30 protein-coding genes are annotated in these 26,325 nt (G+C 44.4%); 11 read left to right on the forward strand and 19 right to left on the reverse strand.

Features of this window, described 5'->3' with window-relative positions; translation table 11 throughout:
• The first annotated feature begins 19 nt into the window (after positions 1-19).
• Positions 20-913, forward strand: coding sequence for a hypothetical protein (locus DWZ40_RS12710; RefSeq protein WP_118543383.1), 894 nt, complete (start codon positions 20-22; stop codon positions 911-913).
• On the opposite strand, the gene abc-f is transcribed toward DWZ40_RS12710, so the two are convergent.
• On the reverse strand, positions 883-2,859 hold the full coding sequence (gene abc-f, locus DWZ40_RS12715) for a ribosomal protection-like ABC-F family protein (protein ID WP_118543384.1): 1,977 nt from the start codon (positions 2,857-2,859) through the stop codon (positions 883-885). The two genes, DWZ40_RS12710 and abc-f, sit on opposite strands and share 31 nt — an antisense overlap.
• Before the next feature lie 176 nt (positions 2,860-3,035).
• Here abc-f and DWZ40_RS12720 point away from each other — a divergent pair, with 176 nt between their 5' ends.
• The 5 genes from DWZ40_RS12720 (at position 3,036) to DWZ40_RS12740 (ending at position 8,111) form a co-directional block, all read left to right on the forward strand.
• Positions 3,036-3,710: a redox-sensing transcriptional repressor Rex gene (locus DWZ40_RS12720; RefSeq protein ID WP_118543385.1), complete on the forward strand. Its 675-nt coding sequence runs from the start codon at positions 3,036-3,038 to the stop codon at positions 3,708-3,710.
• 186 nt (positions 3,711-3,896) lie between these two features.
• Positions 3,897-5,411 (forward strand): NAD(P)H-hydrate dehydratase, encoded by a 1,515-nt coding sequence (locus DWZ40_RS12725; protein WP_118543386.1) that lies wholly within the window; start codon positions 3,897-3,899, stop codon positions 5,409-5,411.
• Positions 5,412-5,437: 26 nt separating this feature from the next.
• A complete protein-coding gene (gene alr, locus DWZ40_RS12730; RefSeq protein WP_118543387.1) occupies positions 5,438-6,607 on the forward strand; it encodes an alanine racemase in 1,170 nt (389 codons plus the stop codon).
• A gap of 151 nt (positions 6,608-6,758) precedes the next feature.
• A complete protein-coding gene (locus tag DWZ40_RS12735) occupies positions 6,759-7,106 on the forward strand; it encodes a type II toxin-antitoxin system PemK/MazF family toxin (protein ID WP_118543388.1) in 348 nt (115 codons plus the stop codon).
• 90 nt (positions 7,107-7,196) lie between these two features.
• Positions 7,197-8,111 (forward strand): hemolysin family protein, encoded by a 915-nt coding sequence (locus DWZ40_RS12740; RefSeq protein WP_118543389.1) that lies wholly within the window; start codon positions 7,197-7,199, stop codon positions 8,109-8,111.
• A gap of 187 nt (positions 8,112-8,298) precedes the next feature.
• Here DWZ40_RS12740 and DWZ40_RS12745 read toward each other — a convergent pair whose 3' ends face one another.
• Complete coding sequence (locus DWZ40_RS12745) at positions 8,299-9,339, reverse strand: IS30 family transposase (protein ID WP_118543456.1); 1,041 nt, start codon at positions 9,337-9,339, stop codon at positions 8,299-8,301.
• Between the two features lie 1,324 nt (positions 9,340-10,663).
• On the opposite strand from DWZ40_RS12745, the gene DWZ40_RS19590 reads away from it, so the two are divergent.
• The 4 genes from DWZ40_RS19590 to DWZ40_RS12760 are packed head-to-tail and all read left to right on the forward strand — an operon-like array spanning position 10,664 to position 11,860.
• The gene (locus DWZ40_RS19590) at positions 10,664-10,837 is read left to right on the forward strand and encodes a hypothetical protein (protein ID WP_182431736.1); all 174 of its coding nucleotides are present in this window, start codon (positions 10,664-10,666) and stop codon (positions 10,835-10,837) included.
• Between the two features lie 45 nt (positions 10,838-10,882).
• A complete protein-coding gene (locus DWZ40_RS12750) occupies positions 10,883-11,140 on the forward strand; it encodes a hypothetical protein (RefSeq protein ID WP_118543390.1) in 258 nt (85 codons plus the stop codon).
• 60 nt (positions 11,141-11,200) lie between these two features.
• A complete protein-coding gene (locus DWZ40_RS12755) occupies positions 11,201-11,563 on the forward strand; it encodes a hypothetical protein (protein ID WP_118543391.1) in 363 nt (120 codons plus the stop codon).
• A gap of 42 nt (positions 11,564-11,605) precedes the next feature.
• Complete coding sequence (locus tag DWZ40_RS12760) at positions 11,606-11,860, forward strand: hypothetical protein (RefSeq protein ID WP_118543392.1); 255 nt, start codon at positions 11,606-11,608, stop codon at positions 11,858-11,860.
• A 53-nt stretch (positions 11,861-11,913) separates the two neighbouring features.
• Here the strand turns inward: DWZ40_RS12760 and DWZ40_RS12765 are convergent, their stop codons facing one another.
• The 15 genes from DWZ40_RS12765 to DWZ40_RS12830 form a co-directional block, all read right to left on the reverse strand.
• Positions 11,914-12,702, reverse strand: a complete 789-nt coding sequence (locus DWZ40_RS12765) for a hypothetical protein (RefSeq protein ID WP_118543393.1) — start codon at positions 12,700-12,702, stop codon at positions 11,914-11,916.
• 169 nt (positions 12,703-12,871) lie between these two features.
• Positions 12,872-13,087, reverse strand: coding sequence for a hypothetical protein (locus tag DWZ40_RS12770; protein WP_118543394.1), 216 nt, complete (start codon positions 13,085-13,087; stop codon positions 12,872-12,874).
• 633 nt (positions 13,088-13,720) lie between these two features.
• Positions 13,721-14,161, reverse strand: a complete 441-nt coding sequence (locus DWZ40_RS12780) for a hypothetical protein (RefSeq protein ID WP_118543396.1) — start codon at positions 14,159-14,161, stop codon at positions 13,721-13,723.
• Between the two features lie 14 nt (positions 14,162-14,175).
• The gene (locus DWZ40_RS19595; RefSeq protein ID WP_182431737.1) at positions 14,176-16,788 is read right to left on the reverse strand and encodes a hypothetical protein; all 2,613 of its coding nucleotides are present in this window, start codon (positions 16,786-16,788) and stop codon (positions 14,176-14,178) included.
• A 289-nt stretch (positions 16,789-17,077) separates the two neighbouring features.
• Complete coding sequence (locus tag DWZ40_RS12790) at positions 17,078-17,581, reverse strand: hypothetical protein (protein WP_147354193.1); 504 nt, start codon at positions 17,579-17,581, stop codon at positions 17,078-17,080.
• A 74-nt stretch (positions 17,582-17,655) separates the two neighbouring features.
• Complete coding sequence (locus tag DWZ40_RS12795) at positions 17,656-17,982, reverse strand: hypothetical protein (RefSeq protein ID WP_118543398.1); 327 nt, start codon at positions 17,980-17,982, stop codon at positions 17,656-17,658.
• A gap of 4 nt (positions 17,983-17,986) precedes the next feature.
• Positions 17,987-18,265 (reverse strand): hypothetical protein, encoded by a 279-nt coding sequence (locus DWZ40_RS12800; RefSeq protein WP_118543399.1) that lies wholly within the window; start codon positions 18,263-18,265, stop codon positions 17,987-17,989.
• Positions 18,266-18,377: 112 nt separating this feature from the next.
• Complete coding sequence (locus DWZ40_RS20345) at positions 18,378-18,506, reverse strand: hypothetical protein (protein ID WP_279220671.1); 129 nt, start codon at positions 18,504-18,506, stop codon at positions 18,378-18,380.
• A gap of 3 nt (positions 18,507-18,509) precedes the next feature.
• A complete protein-coding gene (locus DWZ40_RS12805; RefSeq protein ID WP_147354194.1) occupies positions 18,510-18,989 on the reverse strand; it encodes a hypothetical protein in 480 nt (159 codons plus the stop codon).
• 3 nt (positions 18,990-18,992) lie between these two features.
• Positions 18,993-19,172 (reverse strand): hypothetical protein, encoded by a 180-nt coding sequence (locus tag DWZ40_RS12810; RefSeq protein WP_118543401.1) that lies wholly within the window; start codon positions 19,170-19,172, stop codon positions 18,993-18,995.
• 588 nt (positions 19,173-19,760) lie between these two features.
• Complete coding sequence (locus DWZ40_RS12815) at positions 19,761-20,042, reverse strand: hypothetical protein (RefSeq protein WP_147354195.1); 282 nt, start codon at positions 20,040-20,042, stop codon at positions 19,761-19,763.
• A gap of 195 nt (positions 20,043-20,237) precedes the next feature.
• A complete protein-coding gene (locus DWZ40_RS19600; protein ID WP_182431738.1) occupies positions 20,238-20,408 on the reverse strand; it encodes a hypothetical protein in 171 nt (56 codons plus the stop codon).
• A gap of 92 nt (positions 20,409-20,500) precedes the next feature.
• Positions 20,501-20,794, reverse strand: a complete 294-nt coding sequence (locus DWZ40_RS12820; protein ID WP_118543403.1) for a hypothetical protein — start codon at positions 20,792-20,794, stop codon at positions 20,501-20,503.
• Positions 20,795-20,880: 86 nt separating this feature from the next.
• On the reverse strand, positions 20,881-21,669 hold the full coding sequence (locus tag DWZ40_RS12825) for a hypothetical protein (RefSeq protein ID WP_118543404.1): 789 nt from the start codon (positions 21,667-21,669) through the stop codon (positions 20,881-20,883).
• A 10-nt stretch (positions 21,670-21,679) separates the two neighbouring features.
• Entirely contained in the window at positions 21,680-22,018 is a 339-nt protein-coding gene (locus DWZ40_RS12830; protein ID WP_118543405.1) for a hypothetical protein, read from the reverse strand.
• Positions 22,019-22,284: 266 nt separating this feature from the next.
• Between DWZ40_RS12830 and DWZ40_RS12835 the strand changes: the two genes are divergently transcribed.
• Positions 22,285-23,022, forward strand: a complete 738-nt coding sequence (locus DWZ40_RS12835; RefSeq protein WP_118543406.1) for a YebC/PmpR family DNA-binding transcriptional regulator — start codon at positions 22,285-22,287, stop codon at positions 23,020-23,022.
• A gap of 118 nt (positions 23,023-23,140) precedes the next feature.
• Here the strand turns inward: DWZ40_RS12835 and DWZ40_RS12840 are convergent, their stop codons facing one another.
• Positions 23,141-24,799, reverse strand: a complete 1,659-nt coding sequence (locus DWZ40_RS12840) for a GDSL-type esterase/lipase family protein (protein WP_118543407.1) — start codon at positions 24,797-24,799, stop codon at positions 23,141-23,143.
• Between the two features lie 250 nt (positions 24,800-25,049).
• Entirely contained in the window at positions 25,050-26,324 is a 1,275-nt protein-coding gene (aroA, locus tag DWZ40_RS12845; protein WP_118543408.1) for a 3-phosphoshikimate 1-carboxyvinyltransferase, read from the reverse strand.
• Between the last annotated feature and the right edge of the window lies 1 nt (position 26,325).

Genomic DNA, 26,325 nt, shown 5'->3' on the forward strand with positions numbered 1-26,325 from the left:
TTGGAAACGAGGTGGATTTATGAAACAGCATCGAATGCGCATAAAAAGTACCGGTTTGTTTTTTCTGCTTTGCTTTTGGCTGTTGTTTGTTTTTCCGTCCTATGCGATGGATGCTCCCGGAAGCGGAGGGAAAAACTGGAGTTACGGAAAGGATCATCACTGGACTTACCGGGATCAGGACGGGCAGCTGCATACAGGCTGGCTGTACTATGAAGGGGAATGGTACTGGTTCGATGAGCATGGATGGATGCAGACCGGAGGAACCAGAACCATTGACGGGATCCGTTATTTTTTCTTCAGCAATGGACATATGGCTCATAATCAGTATGTGGATTTAAAGTTTTTGGGAGAAGACGGCCAGGAGGATAAGAAAGGGGAAATCCGGGTGATCGGAACCAGAAAACCGGATTCCGAAGACAAGGATCTGATCACGGATTATCTTTATGAGGTGCCAAGAGGGTGGATCCGGCAATTTGTGAAGGACGGCTGGCAGTTCCTTTTTTACACGAAGAAAACTTACTTTGAGGCTCCATCTACTTCTTCCGGGATCTATTATGTCCGCTACAGTACGGACCGTCGCTATAAAAAAGTGAAGTTTTGTGATGCCGATTCCATCTTACAGGCGTTTGGGGAATACGTCGCCTATAAAGCAGGATGTTACCGGGGAGACAGCGCCGTAATGCAGGAATACTGGAAAGTCAGTCCGGTGCTGGAACGCATTTTGGAGATCCCGGATTACTATGCGGAAGATGCAGGCTTTTGTTTTGGAACATTGTTTTCTGCCTATGTAAGCGGAGAAAAAACGGAAGAACTGCGCCGGAAATTTCCAGAACTTTGCGAAAAACTGGAAATGATCCTGCATCAAAAAGAAGAGCCGGCAGATCATTCTGCCAGCTCTTCCCATGTCTCATAGAGTTCTTCCAGTTTTTTCTGGAGGGACTCTTTTTCATTATTCAGTTCTACCAGGCGTGCTACATCGGTGTAAATTTCTTCCTGTGAGAGCAGCGCGTCAATTTCACCATCACGGGTTTCCAGACGATGGATTTCGTCTTCGACCTTCTTTAAGTCATTCTGGCGTTTACGGATGCGCGCCTGTTCTTCTTTCTGGGCTTTCCAGTCCAGCTTTACCTCTGTTTCCGCTGTGGATTTTGCCATACCGGGAACGCCTGTGGCTTTTAAATTTCCGTTTGCTGCAGCTGTTCCAATCGCACGGTCGCGTTCTGTGTGTTCCGAATCCACGTAGAGCTCTTTCATGAGATCCTTCTTTTCCAGATAGTAATCGTAGTTACCGATATAATTTAAGAACGTCTGACCGGTCAGTTCCAGAATCCGGGTTGCAGTCTGGTTGATGAAATAACGGTCGTGGGAAACGTAAAGCACGGTTCCGGTATAATGTTTCAATGCATTTTCCAGAATTTCCTTGGAGGTAATATCCAGGTGGTTGGTTGGCTCGTCCAGGATCAGGAAGTTGGCCTCCGAGAGCATAAGCTTGGCGAGGGAAACACGTCCGCGCTCCCCACCGCTTAAATCGGAGATCCGCTTAAATACATCGTCCCCGGTAAAAAGGAACGCGGCAAGAATGTTGCGGACTTGTGTGTTGGTCAGGTTCGGATAGGCATCCTGCACTTCCTCGAAGACTGTTTTTTCCATATGGAGAACGTGATGCTCCTGATCGTAGTAACCGATATGGACTTTGGATCCCAGCGTGATGGTTCCGGTGTCGGCCGGGAGCATACCGTTGATGATCTTTAATATGGTAGTTTTTCCGGTGCCATTGTTTCCGATGATGGCAACCCGTTCTCCGCGTTTGACTTCCATATCTACATGGGAGAACAGGTGGGTGGAACCAAAGGATTTGCTCAGATCTTTGATGGTGAGGACATCGTTTCCGCTGACAATGTTTGGCTCCAGGGTGATCCGCATCTCATCCTGGATCTCGGCAGGCTTTTCTAAAACCTGGATCTTGGAGAGCATTTTCTCGCGGCTTTCTGCACGTTTGATAGACTTTTCCCGGTTGAAGGATTTTAATTTGGTGATGACCTCCTCCTGGTGTTTGATTTCCTGCTGCTGGTTTAACCAGGCCTTCATCTGGGCAGAGCGGATCATGGCTTTCTTTTCGCTGTAGGCAGTGTAATTTCCAAGGTAGACAGAAGCATGTCCCTGCTCCAACTCCACAACTTTTGTGACAACGCGGTTTAAGAAGTACCGGTCATGTGCTACGATGATCACGGCACCGTTATAGTTTAAGAGATAGGTTTCCAGCCAGGCGATGGATTCCATGTCCAGATGGTTGGTTGGCTCATCGAGGAGGATGATATCCGGGCGGGAGAGCAGAAGCTTGCCGAGGGATACACGGGTCTTCTGACCGCCGGAGAGGGTTGAGACTGTTTTGTCAAATTCGTCTTCCGTGAATCCGAGACCTTTTAATACTCCGGTCAGTTCGCTTTTCCAGGCATATCCGTTTTCCAGCTCGAATGTATGGCTTAAACGGCTGTATGTAGAAAGCATCTGCTCCAGTTCTTCGCCTGAGGCATGCTGCATACGGATCTCCAGTTCCCGGATCTCAAGCTCCATGTCGATGATGGGCTGCTTGACTTCTTTTAATTCTTCATAAATGGTACGGCTGCTGTCCAGATCCTGATGCTGTGCCAGGTATCCGAGTGTTTTGCCTTTTGCAAGGACAACTTCGCCGGAATCTGCAGCGAGTTCGCCGACGATGATCTTTAACAGAGTGGACTTTCCGGCTCCGTTGATTCCGACAATCGCGGCTTTTTCCTGGTCTTCTATATGGAAAGAAACTTCGGACAGGATTTCATCTGTACCAAATGCTTTGCTGATGTGATTGCATGATAAAATCATAGATAACTCCATTTCGTTACGTTTTCTACTATAAGACTTATCAAGTATAATATAGGTTTTTGGCACTTGTAAAGGCTTTCTGTGTATTTTTTGCTCAGGAATTGTTTGAACATTGACATAGATTTCGCAAACGGTTATAATAGATTACAATAGTTTACGTATAGGAGATGTGCAGCATGGAAAACAGAGAGATATCCAAAGCAGTCATTACAAGGCTTCCGCGGTATTACCGTTACCTCGGAGAGTTATTGGAATCAGGTGTAGAGCGTATCTCATCCAATGAACTCAGTACCCGGATGAAAGTGACTGCTTCCCAGATTCGTCAGGATTTAAATAATTTCGGAGGATTTGGCCAGCAGGGCTACGGGTATAATGTAAAATACTTATATACAGAAATCGGTAAAATTCTTGGAATCGACCGCCAGCATAACCTGATCATCATCGGTGCCGGAAATTTAGGACAGGCGATTGCGAATTATGCAAACTTTGAAAAGCGTGGTTTCATTATCAAAGGAATGTTTGATATCAATCCAAGACTGATCGGTCTTGTGGTACGCGGTATAGAGATCCGTGGTGTCGACGATCTGGAACAGTTCATCAAAGACAATAACGTCCAGATGGCGGCACTGACCATCCCGAAGACGAAAGCACCGGAAATCGCGGACAGGCTTGTGAATGCGGGAATCAAGGCAATCTGGAATTTTGCGCATGTGGACCTGAATGTACCGGATGATGTCGTTGTTGAAAATGTACATCTTTCGGAAAGCCTGATGCGCTTGTCCTACCGGGTATGCAGCATGCAGGACCGAAAGAAAGAAGAAGAGCAAAAGAAGGCGCAGGGCGAATCATAACAGAACCGTGTGAAGGGGAAGCGCGTTATTGTTCACAGGCTGGTTTTTGAACAGTAATGCAAGGGCCGGCAGGCAGGGGTAAGCGAATTCTCCTGCCTGTCGTTTTTTGCTACATGGGAAAATGAGAGTTGCCGGGCACGTATGCGCAAACAGCAGCAAACGATGTCCTATTCAAGGAGGCGGAACATGAATTATGCAGTAACTGCACAGCAAATGAAAGCAGTCGACCAGAATACAATCAGGGAAATCGGGATTCCGTCAATGGTTTTGATGGAGCGCGCAGCGCTTGCAGTTGCTAAGACAGCAGAACGTATGGCAGCCGAGCGGGGATGGGGAAAAAATGCCCATATTCTTGCGGTATGCGGGACAGGAAACAATGGGGCAGACGGTGTGGCAGCCGGGCGGATTTTGCAGGAACGCGGCTATGAAGTCAGCCTTTTCTTTGCCGGAAATGCGCAGTACGATTCGGAAGAGATGAAACATCAGAAGCGGATTGCAAAAAATTTAAATGTGCCGAAACTATCGGCAGAAGAATATGAAAACGCAGATTGCGACATCATTCTGGATGCCTTGTTTGGAATTGGTCTTGGCCGCGATATTACCGGGGAATACCGAAAAGTACTGGAAATACTGGAACGCATACGTGAGCGGTGTGATGCTGGTGTGATCGCAGTCGATACACCATCCGGAATTCATGGAAGTACGGGAGAAATCATGGGAGCAGCACTGGCTGCCGACGTGACGGTAACGTTTGGATATCCAAAAACAGGACTGTTATTGTATCCTGGAAAAAAATATGTTGGAAAACTTGAGGTGGCTGATATCGGCTTCTCAAAGATCAGCCTGTTAAAGAGCGGATGGGATGCAAAGGTCCTGACGCCGGAGGATTTAAGCAAGCTTCCCAAACGGCAGGAAGACGGCAACAAAGGGACTTTTGGAAAAGTCCTTGTGATCGCGGGAAGCCGTGGAATGAGCGGGGCTGCTTATTTTACAGCGCTTGGCGCATACCGTACGGGAGCGGGGCTGGTGAAAATCCTTACTGTGCCGGAAAACCGGACAGTCTTGCAGACGCAGCTTCCGGAGGCAATCGTATCCTGCTATGATCCGGATGAAGAAGAGACCATGCAAACAATACTGGAAAAGGAGTGTGCCTGGGCTGATGTGATCGCAGCGGGACCCGGACTGGGGCAGGATGCTTACACAGAGTATCTGTTGGAAACGGTTCTGTCCGACGCTTATGTGCCGATTGTTCTAGATGCAGATGGGTTAAACTGTGTGGCATCCCATCCGTATCTGACACGTTATTTTACAGAGAATATTATTATTACACCGCATATGGGCGAAATGAGCCGGCTGACCTCGGTTCCGGCAGCTGATCTGAAAAAGGCACCGCTGGAAGAGGCTAGGGCCTATAGTGCCCGTTATGGCACCGTTTGTGTGTTAAAAGATGCAGTTACTGTGATCACGGATAAGGATGGCGGTACCTGGATCAACCAGAGCGGCTGCAGTGCCATGGCAAAAGGCGGTTCCGGCGATGTCCTGACCGGCGTGATCGCAGGTCTTTTGGCCCGCGGCATGGAATGTGCTGAGGCAGCAGCGTTTGGCGTGTATGTTCATGGACGTGCGGGAGAGTATGCGGCAGACAAATTTGGAGAAAACGGAGTGCTTGCCACGAATCTGGCAGACAGTATTTTAAAATAGATAGAAACGAGGAACAAAATTAAATTATGAATCACAGGCAGTATACACGGGTTTATGCACCGGTAGATTTGGACGCAATCAGGTTTAACATGGAGTCCATGCGCAGGAATATTGACAAAAGCACTGGTATGATCGGAGTCATTAAGACAGACGCGTATGGTCATGGATCTGTCCCGGTGGCGGAGGCGATTGAGGACTATGTGGATGGGTATGCGGTAGCAACGATCGAGGAAGCCATGCTTCTTCGCCGCAATGGCATCAAAAAAATGATTCTGATCCTGGGTGTGACACATCCATCTGCCTACCAGGAACTGATAGAAAATGAAATCCGGCCGACTATTTTTACCATGGAACAGGCAAAGCCTTTGTCGGATCTGGCCGTCAGCATGGAGAAAACAGCCCGGATTCATCTTGCACTCGACACCGGAATGCGCCGGATTGGTATGGAAGCAGATGAGTCCGGCGCGGATCTGACAGCAGAAATCGGCAATCTTCCAGGCATTGAGATCGAAGGACTGTTTACCCATTTTTCCAGGGCAGACGAAGAAGAAAAAACATCTGCCATGACGCAGTTAAACCGTTATCTGCATTTTACAGATTTATTAAAGGAACGCGGAATTGAAATTCCCATGAAACACTGTTCCAATAGTGCAGGAATCATTGATTTGCCACAGGCAAACTTAAACTATGTTCGCGCCGGTATCACCATCTATGGAATGTATCCGTCTGACGAAGTGCAGAAAGACCGAGTGCCGCTAAGACCGGCACTCGGCCTGAAATCGTTTGTCACCTATGTAAAGGAGATTGGACCGGGAGAAGAAATCAGCTATGGCGGCACCTATGTAACGGAACGCACCATGCATGTGGCTACTGTTCCGGTGGGGTATGGAGACGGTTACCCGAGAAGCTTATCCAACCGTGGCTATGTTCTGGTAAACGGAAGACGCGCGTCAATTCTGGGCCGTGTCTGCATGGATCAGCTTATGATTGATGTCACGGATATACCAGGTGTCTGTGTCGATACGCCGGTAACCCTGATCGGAAAAGATGGCAAAGAAGAGATTACCATGGAAAAGCTGGCTGAGCTTTGCGGCGGCTTCCATTACGAGATGGTCTGCGATATTGGAAAGCGGGTACCGCGTGTTTATTACCGCGGGGGGCAGGTTGTCGGAACCATGGACTGCTTTAAGGAATAAGATAATCACAGGAAGAGATATCTTGTGCTGCTGTTTGTGTCATTGAGGACAGAAACAAAACGTCACTGCGATACGGAAAAAAACAGGCAGGTATAGACTGCCTGACATCAGGCAATAATACCCTTGAAAACCAGTGACGGAGAGTGATACTGTGATTATCAGACGAGGGGATATTTATTATGCGGATCTGCGACCGGTGGTAGGCTCAGAGCAGGGAGGCGTGCGCCCGGTTCTCATCATACAGAACAATGTAGGAAACCGGCACAGCCCTACCGTGATCTGTGCAGCCATTACATCCCGTATGAACAAGGCAAAGCTGCCGACGCATGTGGAATTGTCTGCACGAAAAAGTGATATGGTCAAAGATTCTGTCATTTTATTAGAACAGCTTCGGACGATCGACAAACAGCGTTTGAAGGAGCGGATCTGCCATATTGATGATGAATTATTGGAACAGGTAAATCAGGCGCTTATGGTAAGTCTGGATCTGCCTACATAGTTCGCCATTGACGAAAGACGGGAAGTTTAGTAAACTGGAAACGATATAGTGTATACAAACAAAAGAGAAAAGAAGGAGATAAAAATCAGTATGGACGATGTCTGTTTGCGCCTGCTCTCACTGGCAGGTGTAATGATCCTTTTTCTGGCTGCAGGTTACGTGATCTGGAAATATGTCCGGTCAAGGCAGGAAAATGTAACGGAAGAAGATATTATGACCATGGTGAATGAGGGGCATGAGCAAGGCGTGCTGGAATCCAGCGAAGCGGAGATGATCACGAATATCTTCGAATTCGATGAGAAAGAAGCCGGCGATATCATGACCCACCGCAAGAACATTGTAGCGCTGGATGGTTCTATGACTTTAAAAGAAGCGGCGCGTTTTGTCTTGAAAGAAGCAAGCAATTCCAGATATCCGGTATACGGAAAAGATCTGGACGATATCATCGGCACCGTACATATGCGGGACGTACTGGTTCATGCAGAAAATCTGCAGGAATCGCGCATGGAAATTGCCAATGTTCCGGGTGTTTTGCGTCCGGCGCATTTTATTCCGGAAACACGCAACATCAATTCCCTGTTCCAGGAAATGCAGTCCCAGAAGATCCATATGGAGATCGTGATCGACGAATATGGACAGACTGCCGGAATTGTCACTATGGAAGATATTCTGGAAGAAATTGTAGGAAATATCCTGGATGAATACGACGTGGACGAGCAGTATATTGTCCGTGGAGAAGGCGATGCGCTGATCATGAGCGGTATGACGCCTCTGGAAGATGCCCAGGACGAGCTTGGCATTACGTTTCCGGAGGAAGATCTGGAAAATTATGATACCATCAATGGGCTTCTCATTTCCCGCCTTGACCGGATTCCGGGAGAGGAAGAACAGCCGGAAATCCAGTACCTCGGATACCGTTTCTGCGTATTGAAGGTAGAAAATAAGACGATTCATTCCGTAAGAGTAACAAAAATGGTAAATGTCAAGAATAATATGTCATTTTAATACGAAATAGCAAAATGCACAAATACAGGCTGATATAATGTTAATATCATGTCTATATTTGTGCATTTTTACTAAAAGTACCATTTTGTCCAGACGTTTGGACAAATTTGTAGACACAGATACTTATTTTTACGCATGGCAAACAGGCATACCGCGTATGCCGATTTTGTCCAGATGTGTGGACATTTTATGCTATTTCTTTTTCCAACATCTCACGCGATGATAGACCACCAAACATAGGACGGGGATAATCGTTCATCCATGTTTCTACGCGCTTCACTTCTTCATCGGAATAAACCGCTATATCCGCGCCTTTCTCGATGTGCCGCCGTATCATTTTATTTTGATTTTCGTTACTCCCGCGCTCAAAACTGCAATACGGGTGGCAATAGTAAGCTATCGTGCGTTTCTGGTCTCTTACGAGTGCCGAACGCTCCACACCTATCATATCTAAAAATTCAGTTCCGTTATCCATGGTTATCGTCTTAAAGGTTTTCACAAAGTTTTCCGCACCATAGGTTCTTTCTAAATCGTCCAGAACTTTCACAACACTACATTGCGATTTATCCGGGATTTTGAAAATGTATTCGTAACGGGTCTTTCGTTCTGTTAGAACGAGCAAGCAATCCTTATTGCCGCCTTGACAGCCCACGACCGTATCCATTTCCCAATGTCCGAAATCGTTTCGCTCCATTATCTCTTTCGCACGATCTTCGATACTGCGCCCTTTGATGTTGTTCTTTGAGATTTTGGAAATCTTTCTCATATTGCGCTTTTTTCGCTTCGACTTCACCGGAAGATGTTTGTTCGTTACGTTCAAGAACAATCCCTTATCAACGTAGTTATACAGGGTATTAAGACATACTTCTGTCTTAAATTTCAAGCCATTCTTCTTGATGTGCAAAAGGACTGCTTCCGGGGAATATCGTTCTTCCAGAATCATCTTTTCCACAAAGCGGATAAAAGCAAGGTCGTTTCCTACTTTGGGTTCTCTGCCTTTTTCTGCTTTATTAAGGTCTGCTTTCGCTTGCCCGGTATCCGCACAGTATTTCTTGTATGTTCTCAATTCAGAATCTAACATTTCAACTGTACCGCGCCGAATCTCACGGTATATTGTCTGATAATGCCGACCCAACAGATCAGCAATTTCCCTTACACTCTTTTTATCGTTCCGATATGCTTCAATAGCATATCGTTCTCTTTCCGTCAAATCTTTTCTCTTTCCCATGCCACGCACCCCGTCTTTTGTTTTATTAAGACTACGGCAAAACGGGCGGTGTGTAAAGTGTAAAATGAACGCAAGCGCACTTGACACACCACCCGCTTTGCCGTGGGTGCGTGGCATGGCTCCCAACTCAAGGTCGTTCACCGAATAGCCCCTACAAGGGGAACAACCACGCTCCATAGTCGTAAAATCGCACGTCGCACGACTTTGCGGCTATGGTAGCGAGACTGTTCCCCTTTTCCAACCGGACCAAGAAAGGCGTTTTAGGCTTGTCGTTTTACGACTGCGCCACCCACTCTCATTGCCGAGTCACGCATAGCGCCCACCCACTCTGGCTAGTCTCCGACGGTTACTCCCCATTATTATTTAACCGTTCTCTACAACAACAACGTAAAGTCCCACTCCCTCCGTTTCCGTTCACTGGCTGTCTCTACCACTACGTTTTCTCAATGCACAACGATATACCGACCGCTACCGCCTATATCTGCCGAAAGGCTTCTTGTTCCTTTTCTACAGCATTTCGTCCGCTGTTCCCTGTTTCGATTTCTTTGTTTCAAGCATAGGCTCTTTCAATAACACCATGTACCTTTAGAATCATATCCACTTATACGGTACGTTCCATTCTTTCTTTGGGTACAGGAGTATATTTCTTTTGCACTAGTTGAAACGAAAAATCTTTACAGAAACATCTGACTTAATGATTTCGCAAAGGACAATAAGCGTTTCGTTACGATATAGCAATACTGTCTTAATTATCGTTTTTTCATTTCGATACTCCGTTATGAGACTTAGTTTTTAAATAATAACACCGCAGAGACGTAAACGTATTTCTGCGGTGAAAGAATCATAAAGATTATAAAATTATTACTGTTAAGAGTAATAATTATTGATTAAGAAAAGATAGAAGATTATGCCGTGAAAGCGTTGTCCACCCCTACGGGGATGTACGCGGGTCAAAAGGTCGAACCGCCCAAAGGGCACCCGGTTCTCAAGATTTCCTGTGTTTATCCCGGAGATTTCCCTCTGTCCGTCTAAAATCTGTGCGTTCCATTTCCATTCCCCTTTCTGGCTTTCCTTTATTCGTTGTCATGCACTTGTTACTTACGCATCATAGCAGACTGGAACCAGAAGAAAAGGGGTAAAATGTACTACCCAAATATTTTTTGAATTTTTACATGGGGGGGTACATAAGGTTTTATGTTGTGTTGTAAAAATTAAAAAAATATCCGTGCAGCCCCTTTTCTTCTGGTTCCAGTCCGCTAAAAGCAGATGCCGTAACAAAGCACATTGACAACTGAATAAAGAAAATCCAGAAAGGGGCTTGAAAATGTACCGTGACAGATATTTAGACGAACAGAGGGAAATCTCCAGAAAGAACGGAAGCACGAACTGGTTCAAACTTGAACAAATGAAGTTTGAAACGGTTCGGGAACCGGAAGATGAAGTCCGCAAGGATGAAATCTTCGCAGACGTTGATAAAAATATATTCTGGTATGATTAATAAATCCCCGGCGAAAGCCGGGGAATAAAAGAAAGGAAAAAATCCATGAAAGATAACAAAATCACCCGTAAAAAATACCGTCTGGAAGTGCTTGAAAGAGCATTGAATAGCATCTACGATGCAATCGAAGATTATGATAATTCGCTCAAATACAACACAGAGGACCTTACCGAAGAACTTGACAAGCCAGAGGAAGAACAAAGAGAGTGGACTATTAAAGATAGACGCGAAAATATAGAGCAATTTACCCTCAAAATCGAAGAAGCTAAAAAGTTAATTACAGACCTCGAAAAAATGGTGTAAGGCGAAAGCCTTGCACCTGTTTTAAATTACAGAAAATTCAAGCCCCAAGGAGAATATAAGATGTACGATTACTACGGAGCAGTAAAAGAAGATGTATTGAAATACATTGAGGAAAACGTCGATATGGAAATCACTGATTTCAATGAACTGGAAAACCAGTTAGTTGAAGACCTGTGGGCTGAGGACAGCGTTACAGGTAATGCGTCTGGCTCCTACACATTTTCCAGAGCAGAAGCACAGGAATACGTTGAGGATAACAAAAACCTCGTTCGGGAAATGTGTGATGAATTTGACTGCAAACAGAGAATCATGGAAAACTGGTTCGATAATGATTACGAGTCCATTGACGTTTCGCTTAGATGCTACGTTCTGAACAGCGCCATAAGCGCCGCCCTTGAAGAACTCCGCGAAACGGCTGAATAAGTCGCAAGCCCCTTTCTGGAAGATTCAGGGAAAGGATAAATTATGTACAACATGACATTTGATATTAAAGGAATCCAGTATAAACGCGTAAGCAAGCCAATGGCTAGAAAGGCATATGACACAGGCAAGGATGTTGTAATTTGCGCGTGCAAGTTAAGACCCGGCAAGCCGTGGTATCCAGAAGCTATCATTAACAATCTTTCTAAAAATAGCTTCAATAGTTCCGTAAATGAATATGAATGGTACAACTGTAATGCAGAAGCCGGATATTATGCCGCATTCTACATTGAAGTATAAGAAAAGCCCGGGGATAATCTCCGGGCTAATTTTGTCCAGACGTTTGGACATTTTTAAAACTGGTAGTATTTCATTTGATTATATGGTGTATCTACCGTTTTTAAGCTTTGGGGTTCACCGAAGCTATTGAGAAGCATTTCCAGTTCTGAGGGAGTCAAAAGCATAGTAGTGTGCGATCCAGAAGAAAGGTTTCTGGTGGACCAATAGCGTTTCTTATTTTTGATGCTATCGAACATATCTTTCGTTATGTACTTTGATATGTAATGGGAAACACGGGTGGTGCTTTGTACCTGTGTGGCTGTTGTAAAGCCATACGGGAAGCCGCCGATATTGTAAATCGGTAAGCCGCCTTTTGTGGTATGCCCGGAATACTGGAACTTCCATAGTGACATATCCATGTTACTAAACACACCATGCAGATGATAGCGCCCGGACTTATGCTTTTCGGGTACAATAAGATACTTTGTATCTGTTAAGGAGTGATCTCCCATATATCTGAGGAAATCTGTCATTGTTTTGGTTACTTCATTGTAATTGAATGAATCAACCTTTTGAGGATCAAAAGTAAAAGTCAAGAACCATTCCCATACATTGTCTCTTGCATAGTTATAGATTTTATTTTTCGTTCGATTATAAGAAACATAAAACGAGTGGAGTGGATTTTCTTCCTTTATCTCTTTTTGTGGTTTCGTACCGAAAGCCATAAAGGAATAAAGTTCGTAAATGTCATTATCACGTTCCACGATAAAGGAATCTTTTTCTTTTTCGTGACCCGTGATAGCATTGGAATAGTAAACTATTTCCGTAGATTCAAGATATTCAGAAACTTTTACATTGTACATTTTGTCAACCCTTTCATTTTGTCCAGATGTGTAGACAAAGTGATGAAATAGAGAAAAATCTGCGATTTTTCTCGGTTAAGTGTTGCCATAGTCAAGTAGGCAACACCTAACCGCCCGATAGCCAGGATTCTTTTTGATTATCCGTGATAATTCTATGGAATGAAATGGGCTACGCGGTAGCCTTTTTTCTCCTAAAGTTAAAGACCATTTCTTTCCATACGACCTCTATGCGCTCTTGAACTTCTGCGGCGGCATCAGAGGGCGAAAGACCGTCTTTCAGTTTATTGGTATAGAATCGGTCGGGATAGCATCCGTATTTGATACGGAACTCTTTTTCAATCGTAGGGTTTTCTGTTTCTCTGGAATTTCTTTCATAATATGCCATAATGTTTCTCCTTTGGATTTATTTGGTTTTATTACTGTCTGGTATGTTATACAGACAGGTCTTTGAAATGCGGCACAGGGAACAGGAACTTTTGCAAGTGTATCCTGTCTTTTTGCAATCGCGGTAGCTTCTGCAAAACTTCTGTGCGCATTGGTAAAATTTACATGATTGCATGGACTTCTCCTTTCATTTTGTCCAAACGTTTGGACATTTTGTCGGAAAGAAAAATAAATTGTCCGAACTGGTTTACCACAATCCCCCATTCTGATACAATAAACATGAATGGGGGTGCGGTATGGAAATATTGATACACTTGTTATGCAAACTCGTTCCATGGTTAATATCAGTAAAATATTTATGGGACAGTTTAAATAATTGGTATTGTAAGTACGAAAATTATAAGTTGGATAAAAAACAAGTTCGTGAAAATATCTTAAATAAAAGGCGATATGATTGGGGCACAGGAAAAGAATTAAACTGGCGCTACAAATGGAACTCAAACAATCCCAAGGAACATAAATGGATTGAATTTATTTTTGTACTAATAAAATCAACCATTCTATTTTTAACCTTATCTGTTCTGTTTAGAGTAATGGACATAATAATAGTAAGAGATATATTCCCATTAATTTATTAGCCGAATAGCTTTGAAACAAAAGAAAGCAGTCCTTTTGATGTTTTTCCAGTCCCGGTAATACTATTTCGCATTTCCTTAAATGTTTTGATGAACAGGAGAACCAGTTTGTAAATGGTGAATAAGCACCCGGTAACTACTAGAATATACGTCATATAGAAAACCGGGTCTCCCATTAAGTAACGGTATAGCCCGACTGTTTCAAGAACGGGTATACCGTTAGTAATTCCAGATTGAGCGGAATTACCAAGGTCAATAACGTAAGTATTAACTTCCACCAAGGTATCGTAGAAGTTCGTCATTGCCGTTACAACATTTCCAATAAATGTGAAAATGAAATCAAAGAATGAAACAATGCTTTCTAAAATATTTCCATTTAAGAAGCCCTCGCCCGAGGGTGGGGTGATAGGCTTAATATTAGTTAGGAGAAAATAAAGCATAAGACACCGCCTTTCTAAATATGCATCTTATCAATTTTCCTACGGATTGCCGCAATTACCGTCATAAAGATTACAAAGTAAGCACAGGATAAAAGCAAAGTCCATAAGGAAACTCCAAAAACAGGTAATTGAAGATTCTTCATATATTCAATGCCTTGCATCATGTCCGAATGAATAAGCGCGGAACTTGCCGGGATATTGAAAACCAGAACAATAAAGCGCAAACAATTAATGAACAGAATCATCAACAAGATGATAATAAGGAGCGCAATCATAAAAAGATTGAGGAAGTTATGAAAACCAGAATCGTTTTCACCCTCTTCTGGCTCACTAGGTCTCCAGTTTGGCAATGCTGTTGTAATTGCCGCAACAATAGCCGCGGGAAGCGTTTTAACAAGGTCAATTAATTCTGTCAAAGAAAATGTTCCTAACTTACTTAGGATATTTGTTAAAACTCCGAGAAGTGAGCCGAGTCCTAGGGCAGTAAGAACTTCTCTTAGAATATCCGATAAACCACTTAAATCAGCGCCGATTTTCAGATTACTAAGAGTATCTAATAAAGCCTTTAGCTTATCTGCAATGTCAGTCAATTTCGTACCAGTCAAATCTTTTAATCCGCTAAGTAATCCAGATAAAGTGTCAAGTCCGAGAGCAGACAAAGCGAGTTCCAATGCTTTCATAAATGTATCTCCATAATTGTCGATACTCCATGTTTTAAGGGAATCTACAATATCAGCAAGACTTACAGCCATTTTCAAAAGAGGGGAACTGTTAGCTAAAGCAGAACCGATAATGCCGCCTAGATTATCAATATTAGGAAGATTCGCTAATTTCGCAGAAAGCAAGTCTCCAATATTATCAATACTGATTCCTAAGTCAGCCATAGAACTGCCAATCCATGCTTCAATATCCCAATCGACAATATCTTGCAAGCCTGTTGATATTAGTGACAGATAAAGCAATGCACTTTCAAAGAATGGAATATCTTTGATTGCGTTCACTATGCTATCTTTAATTGTTGTCGGTAATGCTTGAAACAACGTAAAGATATTAGGAATAATATTAACCCCCGCAAGAATAGAAGTAATAATTCCAATAATACTTGAAAAGGAACCAGAATAATCCGGGGATGTTGTAGTGCCACTGCCCGTGCCAGTTCCCGTACCCGGCTTTGTTTCTGTACCGGGTTTCGTTGTTGTACCGGGAGCGGTTACAACACCCGCGGCTGAATTAACACCTGTAACGGTTTGGAGAACATTTTTTTCAGATTTAACCATATCAATAATATCACCATTAAGTGATACCGTAGTTAAGTCCATAAGAGCGTTCAGTGAGCAAATTTTTCCGCTATAACAAAGACTTAACAAATTAAAGTCTTTAGCGGGAATATATTGTGCAGCTTTTTCTATACTTCGCGTGCCAGAAAGCACAGGGAAAGGCATAGCACCAATAAATTCATATAAACTTGTATAACTAGAATCACTATTATAATAATCTGAATCTGCACCTGTGTTATATTCATACAATCTGGAAATACTGCTTAATTTATATTCTGCATTGTGGACTTTCATAGTTGAATATCCATAATCTGCCGTCGCCGCGTTATGATAATAAAGATATACATTATATCCACTAGTCGCCCCGAACGCGACTGTATTGGGTGTGTAAATCACTTTTTGATAAGTAGGAATAGACCCACTAATCAAAGAATCATAAGGATATAAATAATAATGTTTAAAGCTATCAATAGGTTTAATATTAAAATTAGAAGCATCAATATCAGTCAAGGAATATAACCGATAAAGTTGTCCCTCATATGCAAGCGCATTCATTGCATAAGCAAATGCGGCTTTATCTTTTTCTGTAAGACTAACTGAATAACCGCTTCCAGTTGATGAATTATCCAACTTATTTTTTAAAGAAACAAAATCCTGTTGAGTTAATTCGACTTCTTTTTTTGCGCTTCTATAAAGATAAGCAAATTTAACAGTAGAAAAGCTTGTTTTAAAAGTTTCAATCTGGTTTGTTATTACTTCTGCAAAACTTTCTGTAATATTAGAACCATAAATAGCCCATAAAATCATCATCGCGGCGCCCACGCAAGGAAGCACAGCACCTACAACATGCGCACTAACTTCACTGTCAGATTCCGTAATGACGTTTGCAAGGTTAGGGTCCTCTGGAACAGGTTCGGGATTGTATGCCGCTTCGACCTGTTCCGGGGTTAATGGCACAAGACTGTCTGGGTCGAAATCATCAATGCAGTTTGCGCCCGCACCAAGGATTGCGTCAATATCATCACTGTCAATTTTGATTTCATCCGGGATGGTGGATGTATCAACCACAGGGCGATAATAAGGATAGGTTGGTGTTGTACTGTCTATGCCGGGACCGTGGTCTGGGTCTTGATCGGGATTGGTTTCGAAATCTTCAACTCCGAAATCGGTATCAATATCGATGTTGGTATCTGTGCTTTCAATGCTTGCAGATGATTCTGGAATGTTACTGGGTGTTGCTTTTGTACTTGCATATGCTGAAAGGGGATTTTCTGTTAAAATACAAAAAACAAGCATGAGGGAGATAATCTGCTTGCTTTTTCTCTTTAAATGTTTGAATACGTTATCCATAGCATTTAGTTCCTTTCTGTAATTTTGTCCAGACGTATGGACATTTTTATTATGCCGTGTGAGCGTTGTCCACCACTACAGAGATGTACGCGGGTCGCAAGCGAGAGCCGACACCACAAGGCACTGTTTTTATCCAGACGTTTGGACATTTTAAGGAATGTTGATTTTCGGGTTCATTTTCTGCATGGATTTATTTCTTAATGGTTTTTCGGTTCATTTCTTAACACTGGGGCTTTTCTTTGCCAAAGGCAAAAGAAAAGCCCCCATGTGACCTCAAAAGAAAATGAAATCACAGATTTACAACTAATCCGTAATTGTCCCGGTAAAATTGCGATAGCTTATATTTCCAGTCTTTCATGCCCCAATCAAAGTCAAGCGGTATGAACTGCGTATCATAAAACACGTTCTCAAACAGCTTGTCATTGATTGGCACAGCATGAACAGAACTGGACATATCCGCAATATTTACTAACTTGTAGTAAAGATTCTTTTCGTTTTTCGATACGACCACAACTATCTGCGTCTGGTTTCTTAATCGGTTATAAACCATTTCGGCTTCAATCGTGGTGTAAACGAAAAGGCAGTTCTGCTTGCCTATGGTGTTGATGAAGATTGAGATTTCCTTTAGCTTCTTATAGTCTTGTGCGTCCAGTCCATTGTATATCTCGTCTATGAACAGGATTTTCGGGTTCAAGTCAAGCGGGAAATCTTCCAACGAGTTGATGTAATAGAAATCATCCCGAGGACTATAGATGTTTGTGTAAACTGGAACGTCAAAAACTTCGTGGAGCATCTTCACCAATTTATAAGCAAAGAGTGTTTTGCCGCTTCTCTGAGCGCCTAAACAGCCAATGATTGTTCCCGGCATTAATTACCACCGCCATTCTCATTGAGGGAAGTTACCTTAATGCCACGAACCAGTTCATTCTGCGTATATGCGGAGAGCAGTGCTTTCAAGTTCTGGGAACTAAAGAAATTGATGTTCTTGTTATGTTGTAACTGCACATCAATATCTTCAAATACCTTTCTCCATTCAGTGAGGTCATACTTCTCGATGAAGTACATAAGCTGAAACTTTAAGTGCATCTGCGTGGAATCCATGTAAGGGATAATGCCGTAAATGGATTTAATCGGGTCTCCAGTATCAACTGGGGCAGAAAAGCCGCTCATTAAAGACTGAAAGTCAACTTGCATTTCATCACCCCCCGATTCTTACGAACATAATGAACGTAAGGATAATGTTAATAATCATAAGGTTTCGTGGAAGTGAATCTTTCTTAAAGAAGTTTCCAAACATGATTGTGGAAAGCTTGCGCTTGTCCTGTACGAAATCAAGGTCTGCCGCCGTAAGGATAGCAATACTGTCACCACCAATCTGTTTAAATTCATCTTCTTCCATGAGACCATTCATGGAACGGTTAAGCATAGATAAGGTTTTTCCTATGTAAACATGGTTTTCTGTGATAGCAATATACATTTTCAATAATTCCTTTCTTAATCGTGAGCGCAAATATCTGCGACATGGAGCATCTGCAAAATAACATAGAGACCGATAATCAGTCCGAATACATAGTCATAGGGGAAATCCATTAGCGTTTCACCCCCCGACCGTCATTGATAGACTTATAGACTCTTACAAGTCCAGAAACAACAAAACCGCCAATATTGATAAAGGCACAGACAATAACAAAATAAGTAAAATACTGTAAGGTTTCCATAGACTACTCCTTTTTTAAGGTATGGAACAAAACGAGAATAGCGCAACAGGCTGTGATAATGGAGCAGGTAAGAATATTATCTAAACGATTGACAACAACCTCTTGATATGCACCGCTTGCGTTAGAATCACTGGCAAGCGTATAAACCTCTAAAGAACCGTCATAAGACTGACCGTGAATATCATCAGTAAGGTCAACTTCTTCCTCGTAGGCTTCGCCGTCCTCGTCTGTTTTGTCAACCGCTTCGCTTGTTTCCATTACGGCTTCGCTTTCCGCTTCGCTATTTGCAAGTTCCGTTTTAATAGCTTCAATTAGTTCAGTAAAAGCGGAAGATGATTCTTCCGAAGTGGTTTTTTCTGGAACAGTTTCTTCGGGTTCTGTTACCAGAACATTCTCCTCAGTTTCCGCTTCAAAGCTTTCATGGGGTGGAGCAGACTCCACAGAGTCCGCTTCGCTCTGGAATAACACGTTATCCTCATTCACGAATTACACCTCGCATTCTTCATTAGTAGCGAGAGTATCACGAACTAAAATCAGTTCGTTCTTCGCGAACTGCCACATTTCCACCTTATCTTTCTGTGCCGCACTTCTGCCACAAGTTTCGATAAGTACATCTAAATCGTGGATACGGGTTTCAATAACATTTAATACTTCTTCTTTCTTCATGCTCCATTTCTCCTTTCATTTTGTCCAGACATCTGGACATTTTGAGCGTTTTTACGCTTCATTACTTCTATATAAAAATTTGTCCACACGTTTGGACAAATTGACTTCGCTTTATGAATCTCTTGCCAAGGTTCAAAACCCCGGGTAAACAAGGCGGGTAGCGGAAAATCTGCTACCGCCCGGATAGCAGTGTGGGGCGCGTTCTCGCTTGTCAAGGGTAAACGCGGGGCGCGGAATAACCGCCCTTGACATACGGAACGCGCCACCTACTGCATACCGCCGCGCTATCATACCGCTAGGCTGAATCGGGCTAGGGGAAACCCGAAAACCGGGAAAACCCCGGACAAGCCGGAGATACCGGGATAGCCGGGGAACCGGGATAACCCGGGAAAATCGCACCCGGTCGGAACGGGGAGGGTAACCAGACCGGGCGCGTTTACTTGTCAATGTGCAAAATGATTACCGTAACGCATTAAGACGCGGGCACTTTAAACAGTTAAGGTGTTATGGCTCTTATGAGTTAAACGCAAAACAGGGGCGGGGAATAAATCCCGCGCCCCCGAACGAGTGCCCCATAATGGGAAAAGCCTACTTGAATGCGTTTTTGAGGGAATTGATGATAAGGAAACCAATTCCAAGACCTGCTGTGATGTAGACAACAGGCATCAGCGCTTCAATGATGATGTTTGCAAACTGAAACATCTGCTTGATATCGAAGTTGATAGCAATACCAGATGCGTCAGTCACGCCATCAGCCGCCCAAGCCGGAACTGCGCAAGCGGCAGACATTACAGCCACCATAGCGCCGGTTTTCGCCTTAGTGCTAAGACTTAAAGCCTTAGAGCGAACTTTCGTAACTAACTCTTTCATAGGTACGTCCTTTCCGTCTCAATGAGACTATTTTATTTATTTCAGCTACCACCCCGGGGAAATCCATTAAAACCCAGGTGTGGTAGGAGAAACCAGTTTAGATTTTCTCTTTCTTACGGTTCATTCTGTCTACCATATAGAGACAGGATGATACAAAGCTAAAGAGAATCATGGCAAGTAAAACAAGGCTCATTTTTACTCCTTTCTTTTGTCCAGACGTCTGGACAAATTCGGCTTGTCCGACTCCACATCTTCATCGAATTTGTGGAAGTACAGGCAGTAGCAGTAATCTAACAGGTCATACAGAATAAGAGCGCCGCCGAGAATGATACCGATAGCGGCAACCTCTTGACCGGGATTAAACATAGTCCTTTCCTTTCTTCGGGTTGACCCCGGCGGGAAAATGTACACGAAAACCGCCGGGGCGAATGTATGTCAAACGCAAACGCGTTATGACCTTATTTAGTTACCGGAGCAGTAGAACCCGGCTTCATGTTCTGGAACTGTTTCAGTTCCACGATACGGAAATCAGCGCGATCACCATACTCCGCATAGGTGCAGACGAAAGTAGCCACATCGCCGCGGCAAACTGCGTCATAGACGTTCTGCGGGCAACGGATTGTTGCTACATCAATACCGTCATTCTGTGCAACATTCAGTCTGAAAGACTTCATGTTCTGACCCTCAGAATTTTTCCAATCACGCGGCTCCGGCTTTCCAATTACTTCTAATTTTGCTTCAATATTTAACATAGTCGTTTCTCCTTTTCTTTGTCGCACCCCGGAATCCCCCGGGGCGGTAATAGTTTATGATTAATGGTACATTTTTCGCTTATAAGTTACATTGCGGATTCATCCGGGTAGATGATGTTAATTTCAATCTTATATTGCTTGCCGTCCTTAGCGCGGCGCTCATCATTCAGATAATGCTCACAGATTTTCTTAACTTTCTCGTTTACGACATCTTCCCAAGTGAGACCTGTTGCCATTCTAAGACGCATATCCGGGATATTAGTATCGCGGACATTCTTCTTTTCTTTCTTGTCCTTATCCTTTGTGGTCTCTGGTTCGCCACTTGCAGCATCTTCTTCGGTCGCAATTTCTTCGGCGGTCTGCGAAGTAGCAAGTTTCTTGATTTCTTTGATTGTGGAACTAGGGTCAACCTGCGCAATGGCTTCATCGTTCAATTTCAACATCGCAACCAACTGAGAACAGGTGAATTTCCGATAATCCTTTTTCAGAAGTTTGGTCGGGAGTCCGGCATCATCATGGATACTATACTTGTTGCACACGTTGATAAAGTTGTACGCTGAAGAACGGGAAAAGCCATACTGGCCTTTAACAAATTCCTCAAAAGTCTTAAAGCCTAACTCCTTATAGAGTTTCTTCTGCTGAAACTGAAGCAGTTCAAAACCGATTTTGACGAAATTCGTTGCAAGGTCTCTAACAAGACCATCAAGAATCTTAATGCGGTCAGTCGTTTCTTGCGAAACCACATCGACCTCTGTTTTTGTTGCCGGGGGATTCATTGCGGTGAAGCCCTCTGGAACTTCATTTGATTCTGTTGCGGATGCGTCAGCGCCGCCAACAAACTCGTTTTCTGCTTTCTTTAATTCTTTTTTATCCATAACATTTACCTCACTTGAACGGATTGTAAACCTCTTTGTTTTCGGCAGATTCTTCACAGAACTTTCTTGCTAATGTTTCAAAGTCGATAGCATTAAGCATTGCCGTTCTCATTTCAACATAAAGGGGATTTGCAGAACCCGTCATAAGGTTCATTGCGATATATCCCTTTAACAGATACGCATTTCCTTTCACGAACTCGTCCTTGCTAAAGCCCGCTTTGTTGGCTACGATAGCGTTGCCGGGAGCAAGGATTTCAGACGCGACTCCGTGTAACTCCGGGTCGCTTCCCATGTAAGTCCAGATAAGGCTTGCAAGGGTTTCTTCCAAAGGTTCTTTGATAACTTCCATAAACATTTTCCTTTCTGCTTTTTGTCCAGATGTTTGGACAATTTGCACAACCCATATAAAAAAATTAGTAGTATGAAGAACTGCTGTTCTTATACTACTAATTATAAAACTCACAAAGAGTAACAAAAATTCCACAGGCTCTTGCAAGCGGGACGGTTTAGTGTTAAAATAGAAAAGATGTTTTTTACGCGACGCGGAGAGCGTGCCTGCTTATCGCGTCGGCGAATGAGGACGAAAAGAGAAAAAGGATAAGGAGCTGTGATTTTATGTCAGGACATTCTAAATTTGCCAATATCAAGCACAAAAAAGAGAAAAATGATGCCGCAAAGGGAAAAATCTTTACCGTGATCGGTCGTGAGCTTGCCGTAGCAGTAAAAGAGGGTGGCCCGGATCCGGCAAACAACAGCAAGCTTCGCGATGTCATCGCAAAAGCAAAAGCAAACAACATGCCGAACGATACCATCGACCGTGGTATCAAGAAAGCAGCAGGTGATGCAAACTCTGTAAACTATGAAGTACTGACCTACGAGGGTTATGGTCCGAGCGGTGTTGCAGTGATCGTTGACACACTGACGGATAATAAGAACCGTACCGCTGCAAATGTCAGAAGTGCGTTCACCAAGGGCAACGGTAACATTGGTACCCAGGGAAGCGTATCTTTCATGTTCGACAAGAAAGGTCAGATCATCATCGATAAGGAAGAGTGCGATCTCGACGCAGACGAACTGATGATGATGGCATTAGACGCAGGTGCAGAGGATTTCTCCGAGGAGGAGGACAGCTTTGAGGTGATCACCGATCCGGATGATTTCAGTGCCGTACGTGAGTCTCTTGAGAAAGAGGGCATTCCGATGCTGGAAGCAGACGTAACCATGATCCCGCAGACCTGGGTTGAGCTGACGGACGAGAACGACATTAAGTACATGAACCGTCTGTTAGACCTTCTCGATGACGATGATGATGTACAGGCCGTATATCACAACTGGGATACCGACGAGAGATAAAAACAGAATCAGGAACATCGTAATGATAAATGATGTTAGAAAAGGCCCGGAGCATTTCGCTCCGGGCCTTTTCGCTGCATATCAGGGAGGCGCAGACGCGCCTTATGCGGATTTTATTTTACTGGTAAACTAAGTTTACATTTTTGAAGGTGACATCTGCGCTGCGTGCCACGAACATACCAACATACACATGGTCGGAATCGATTGCAGTCAGCGGGAAGTCAAAGCCTGCAGATACCGGGGCATTGTCGCCGAAGACGCAGGTGTATCCATCTGGTCCTTTCCGGATCTCAACGTGAACGGTTTCACCTGCTTTGTACACACGGGAAGCGGTGCCGCCGGAAGTGAGCTGCCCGTTCTTTCTTGCAAAACAGTTCCATGGGGATGCAGAGGAGAGCTGAAGCTGTCCGGCTGCAACATAGTCGCCCAGGGTATCGTTGACAACGGTGTCGAGGTAGATATCATCGCGAACCATCAGTCCGAACGAATTTAAAACAGAGGCATTGTAAGCGTTGATGGTAACATCGGCAGAGAGAATAAAGTTTGCGGAAGCCGGAACTTCACGGTAATACATCGCAATTCCATCGCTTCCCTGGTCAAGACCGCCAACCTGCTGCGTTCTGGTAGCGCCGGAGTTGGTTCCAACTGCCATATGAATGGAGTTGTCAGAGTTCCCCTGCAGACAGAAATACATGTTATTTAAGTACTCATAACCGTCGATATTACCGAATACGGTTGGCTTCCAGTCTCCAACCGTCGAAAAGATGCTGCTTACACCGGCAGGCACGGTAAAACTCTGTGCATGATAGTTCGCATTGATGGAATTGCTGTCATACTGCGGAACCTGCGGATTGGAAACAACATAATTTTTGAGTCCGGAGTTTGACTTTAACAGTTCATCGGCAATGAACCAGGCATTGCACTGGGCACCGTAGAGATTGGTGTGTGTGTTGTCGATGCTGACATCGCGGTTGGAAGTCTGTGCATGGCGGTTTTTGACCCCGTCTGCGCCGAGACGTTCATATACATCTTTGGTGCGGGCAGTCAGATCCAGAACCGGAACGCTTTTGCCTACACCCAACTGGCGGATTGCTTTTGCATAATCGCCGCCCTGGAAAGTACCTTCCTCATTCTTTTTACTGCTGGTGATGTGTCCGTCCTCGCCGGTGTAGTTGTTTGCGACATTGCGGCGTACGATCGGAGTTACCAGAATCGGATTAGCCTGTTTGTTTTTTACGGGTTTGATGTACTTTTCGTAGAGATTATACTGAAAAGAACCGCTGGTAGAGACCGATCCGGTCGGATTGGAGTAACGTCCCTGCTCGGTACGTTCATCGTTATGGCCGAAACCGATCAGTACATAGTCACCGGCCTGTACACCCTGAAGCAGCCGCTGATACTGCTCGGTATCGGAGTAGGATTTGGAACTGGTTCCGGATACGGCAAGGTTCTGAATGCTGACGCCCTGCAGATAAAGGCCAAGCTGGGTTCCCCAGCCATAGCGCGGAGAGTAGTAGGTGGTATCGTTAAATGCAGCTGCTGTAGAGTCGCCCACGATCCACACGGTTGGCGGTGCAGACGGCTTGTCTACTGAAACTCCGCCGGTCTGCTGCTCGGTATAGGTTCCGGGAGCGGCAGTGAGTGCTGGATCATTTGTGGCTGAAGAAGCGCCTGCAACAACCGTGGCGGCAGAGACCGGAACGGCAGACAGTGCTGTCGTTACTGCACAGATGCAGCCAAGAAGCAGGGCTTTTATACGTGATGCGTTTTTTTTCATGGGTCAGATTCTCCTAAGTTAAAAATTTGAGGGCCTTTCTGCAAGGCAGAAATGACCCGATGGTGTCCATTATAGACCATGAAAAAAAACTTGCCAATACTTTTGGGGGAAGATTTGGGAGATTGGAAGAATGTTGTAAGAGAATCTTAAAAAACGGGATGCCCGAAACCGGACACCCCGTGAAAAGACAGATATACGGTAATCAGTTGTTATGCCTGATTGCTGCAAATAAAAGAGAATGCCTGGCATATTACCGGGTCAATCTGGCAAGATCCTGATAAAATCCCGGGTAGGAGATATTCACACATTCTGCACCGAGAATTTCTGTTTCGCCCTCTGCCATACCGGCGGTCACGGCAAAGGTCATGGCAATGCGGTGATCCAGATGGCTGTCGATCACAGCGCCGTGGAGTGGTTTCCCACCGTGAATGATCATTCCGTCTTCGGTCTCCTCTACGTCAGCTCCCATTGCACGTAAGCTTTCTACCATAACGGCAATGCGGTTGGATTCTTTTACTTTCAGCTCTGCTGCGTCACGGATGATGGTATCGCCGCTGGCAAAGCATGCCATAGCTGCAATCATGGGAAGTTCATCGATCAGGGTTGGAATGATTTCCCCGTGAATATCCATGCCGTGTAAGGAAGAGGAGCGTACGAGAATATCAGCAACCGGTTCACCGGTCTCTTTCCGGTTTAAGAGGGTAAGGTCACCGTCCATGGCCTGGCATACACGGATCATGCCGTCGCGGGTCGGATTGATTCCGACATTTTTGATGAGAAGCTCCGATCCCGGAACGATCAATCCTGCAGCAAGGAAAAATGCTGCAGAAGAAATATCTCCAGGAACCTGGATCTCTTTTGCGAAAAGTTCTCTGGCGGGCTGAATGATGGCAGTTGTGCCTTCTGTCCGGACATCGGCTCCGAATTCGCTTAACATCAGTTCGGTATGGTTGCGGGAGAGCAAAGGCTCGGTCACCCTGGTTTCTCCGTCTGCGTAAAGGCCTGCAAGGAGAATGGAAGATTTGACCTGTGCGGAAGCAACCGGAGACTGATAGTGGATTCCGTGCAGCGGCTTTCCCTGGATGGCGAGCGGTGCACAGCCGTTTCCATGGATGCTTTTGATATCAGCACCCATCTGGCTTAAGGGATCCATGATCCGTTTCATAGGACGTTTCTGGATGGAGGCATCGCCGGTAAGTGTTACGGAAAAGTCCTGTGCGCAGAGAATGCCGGAGATCAGCCGGGTTGTGGTACCGCTGTTGCCGCAGTCGAGAACCTCATCTGGCTTTTTTAAACCGTGCAGTCCATTGCCGTGAACCAGAACGGTATCGCCGGTATTTTCGATGGAAACGCCCATCTTCTGGAAGCATGATATAGTGGACAGGCAGTCTGCACCCTGCAGAAAGCCGGTGATCTTTGTGGTACCTTTTGCAAGGGAGCCGAACATGACACTGCGGTGGGAGATGGATTTATCTCCCGGAATGGTCACTTCGCCCTTCAGACTATTACATCTTGAAAATTTCATA

The organism is Clostridium sp. AF32-12BH (assembly GCF_003477935.1).
In the GTDB taxonomy this organism is placed as follows: Bacteria; Bacillota; Clostridia; order Lachnospirales; family Lachnospiraceae; genus Brotaphodocola.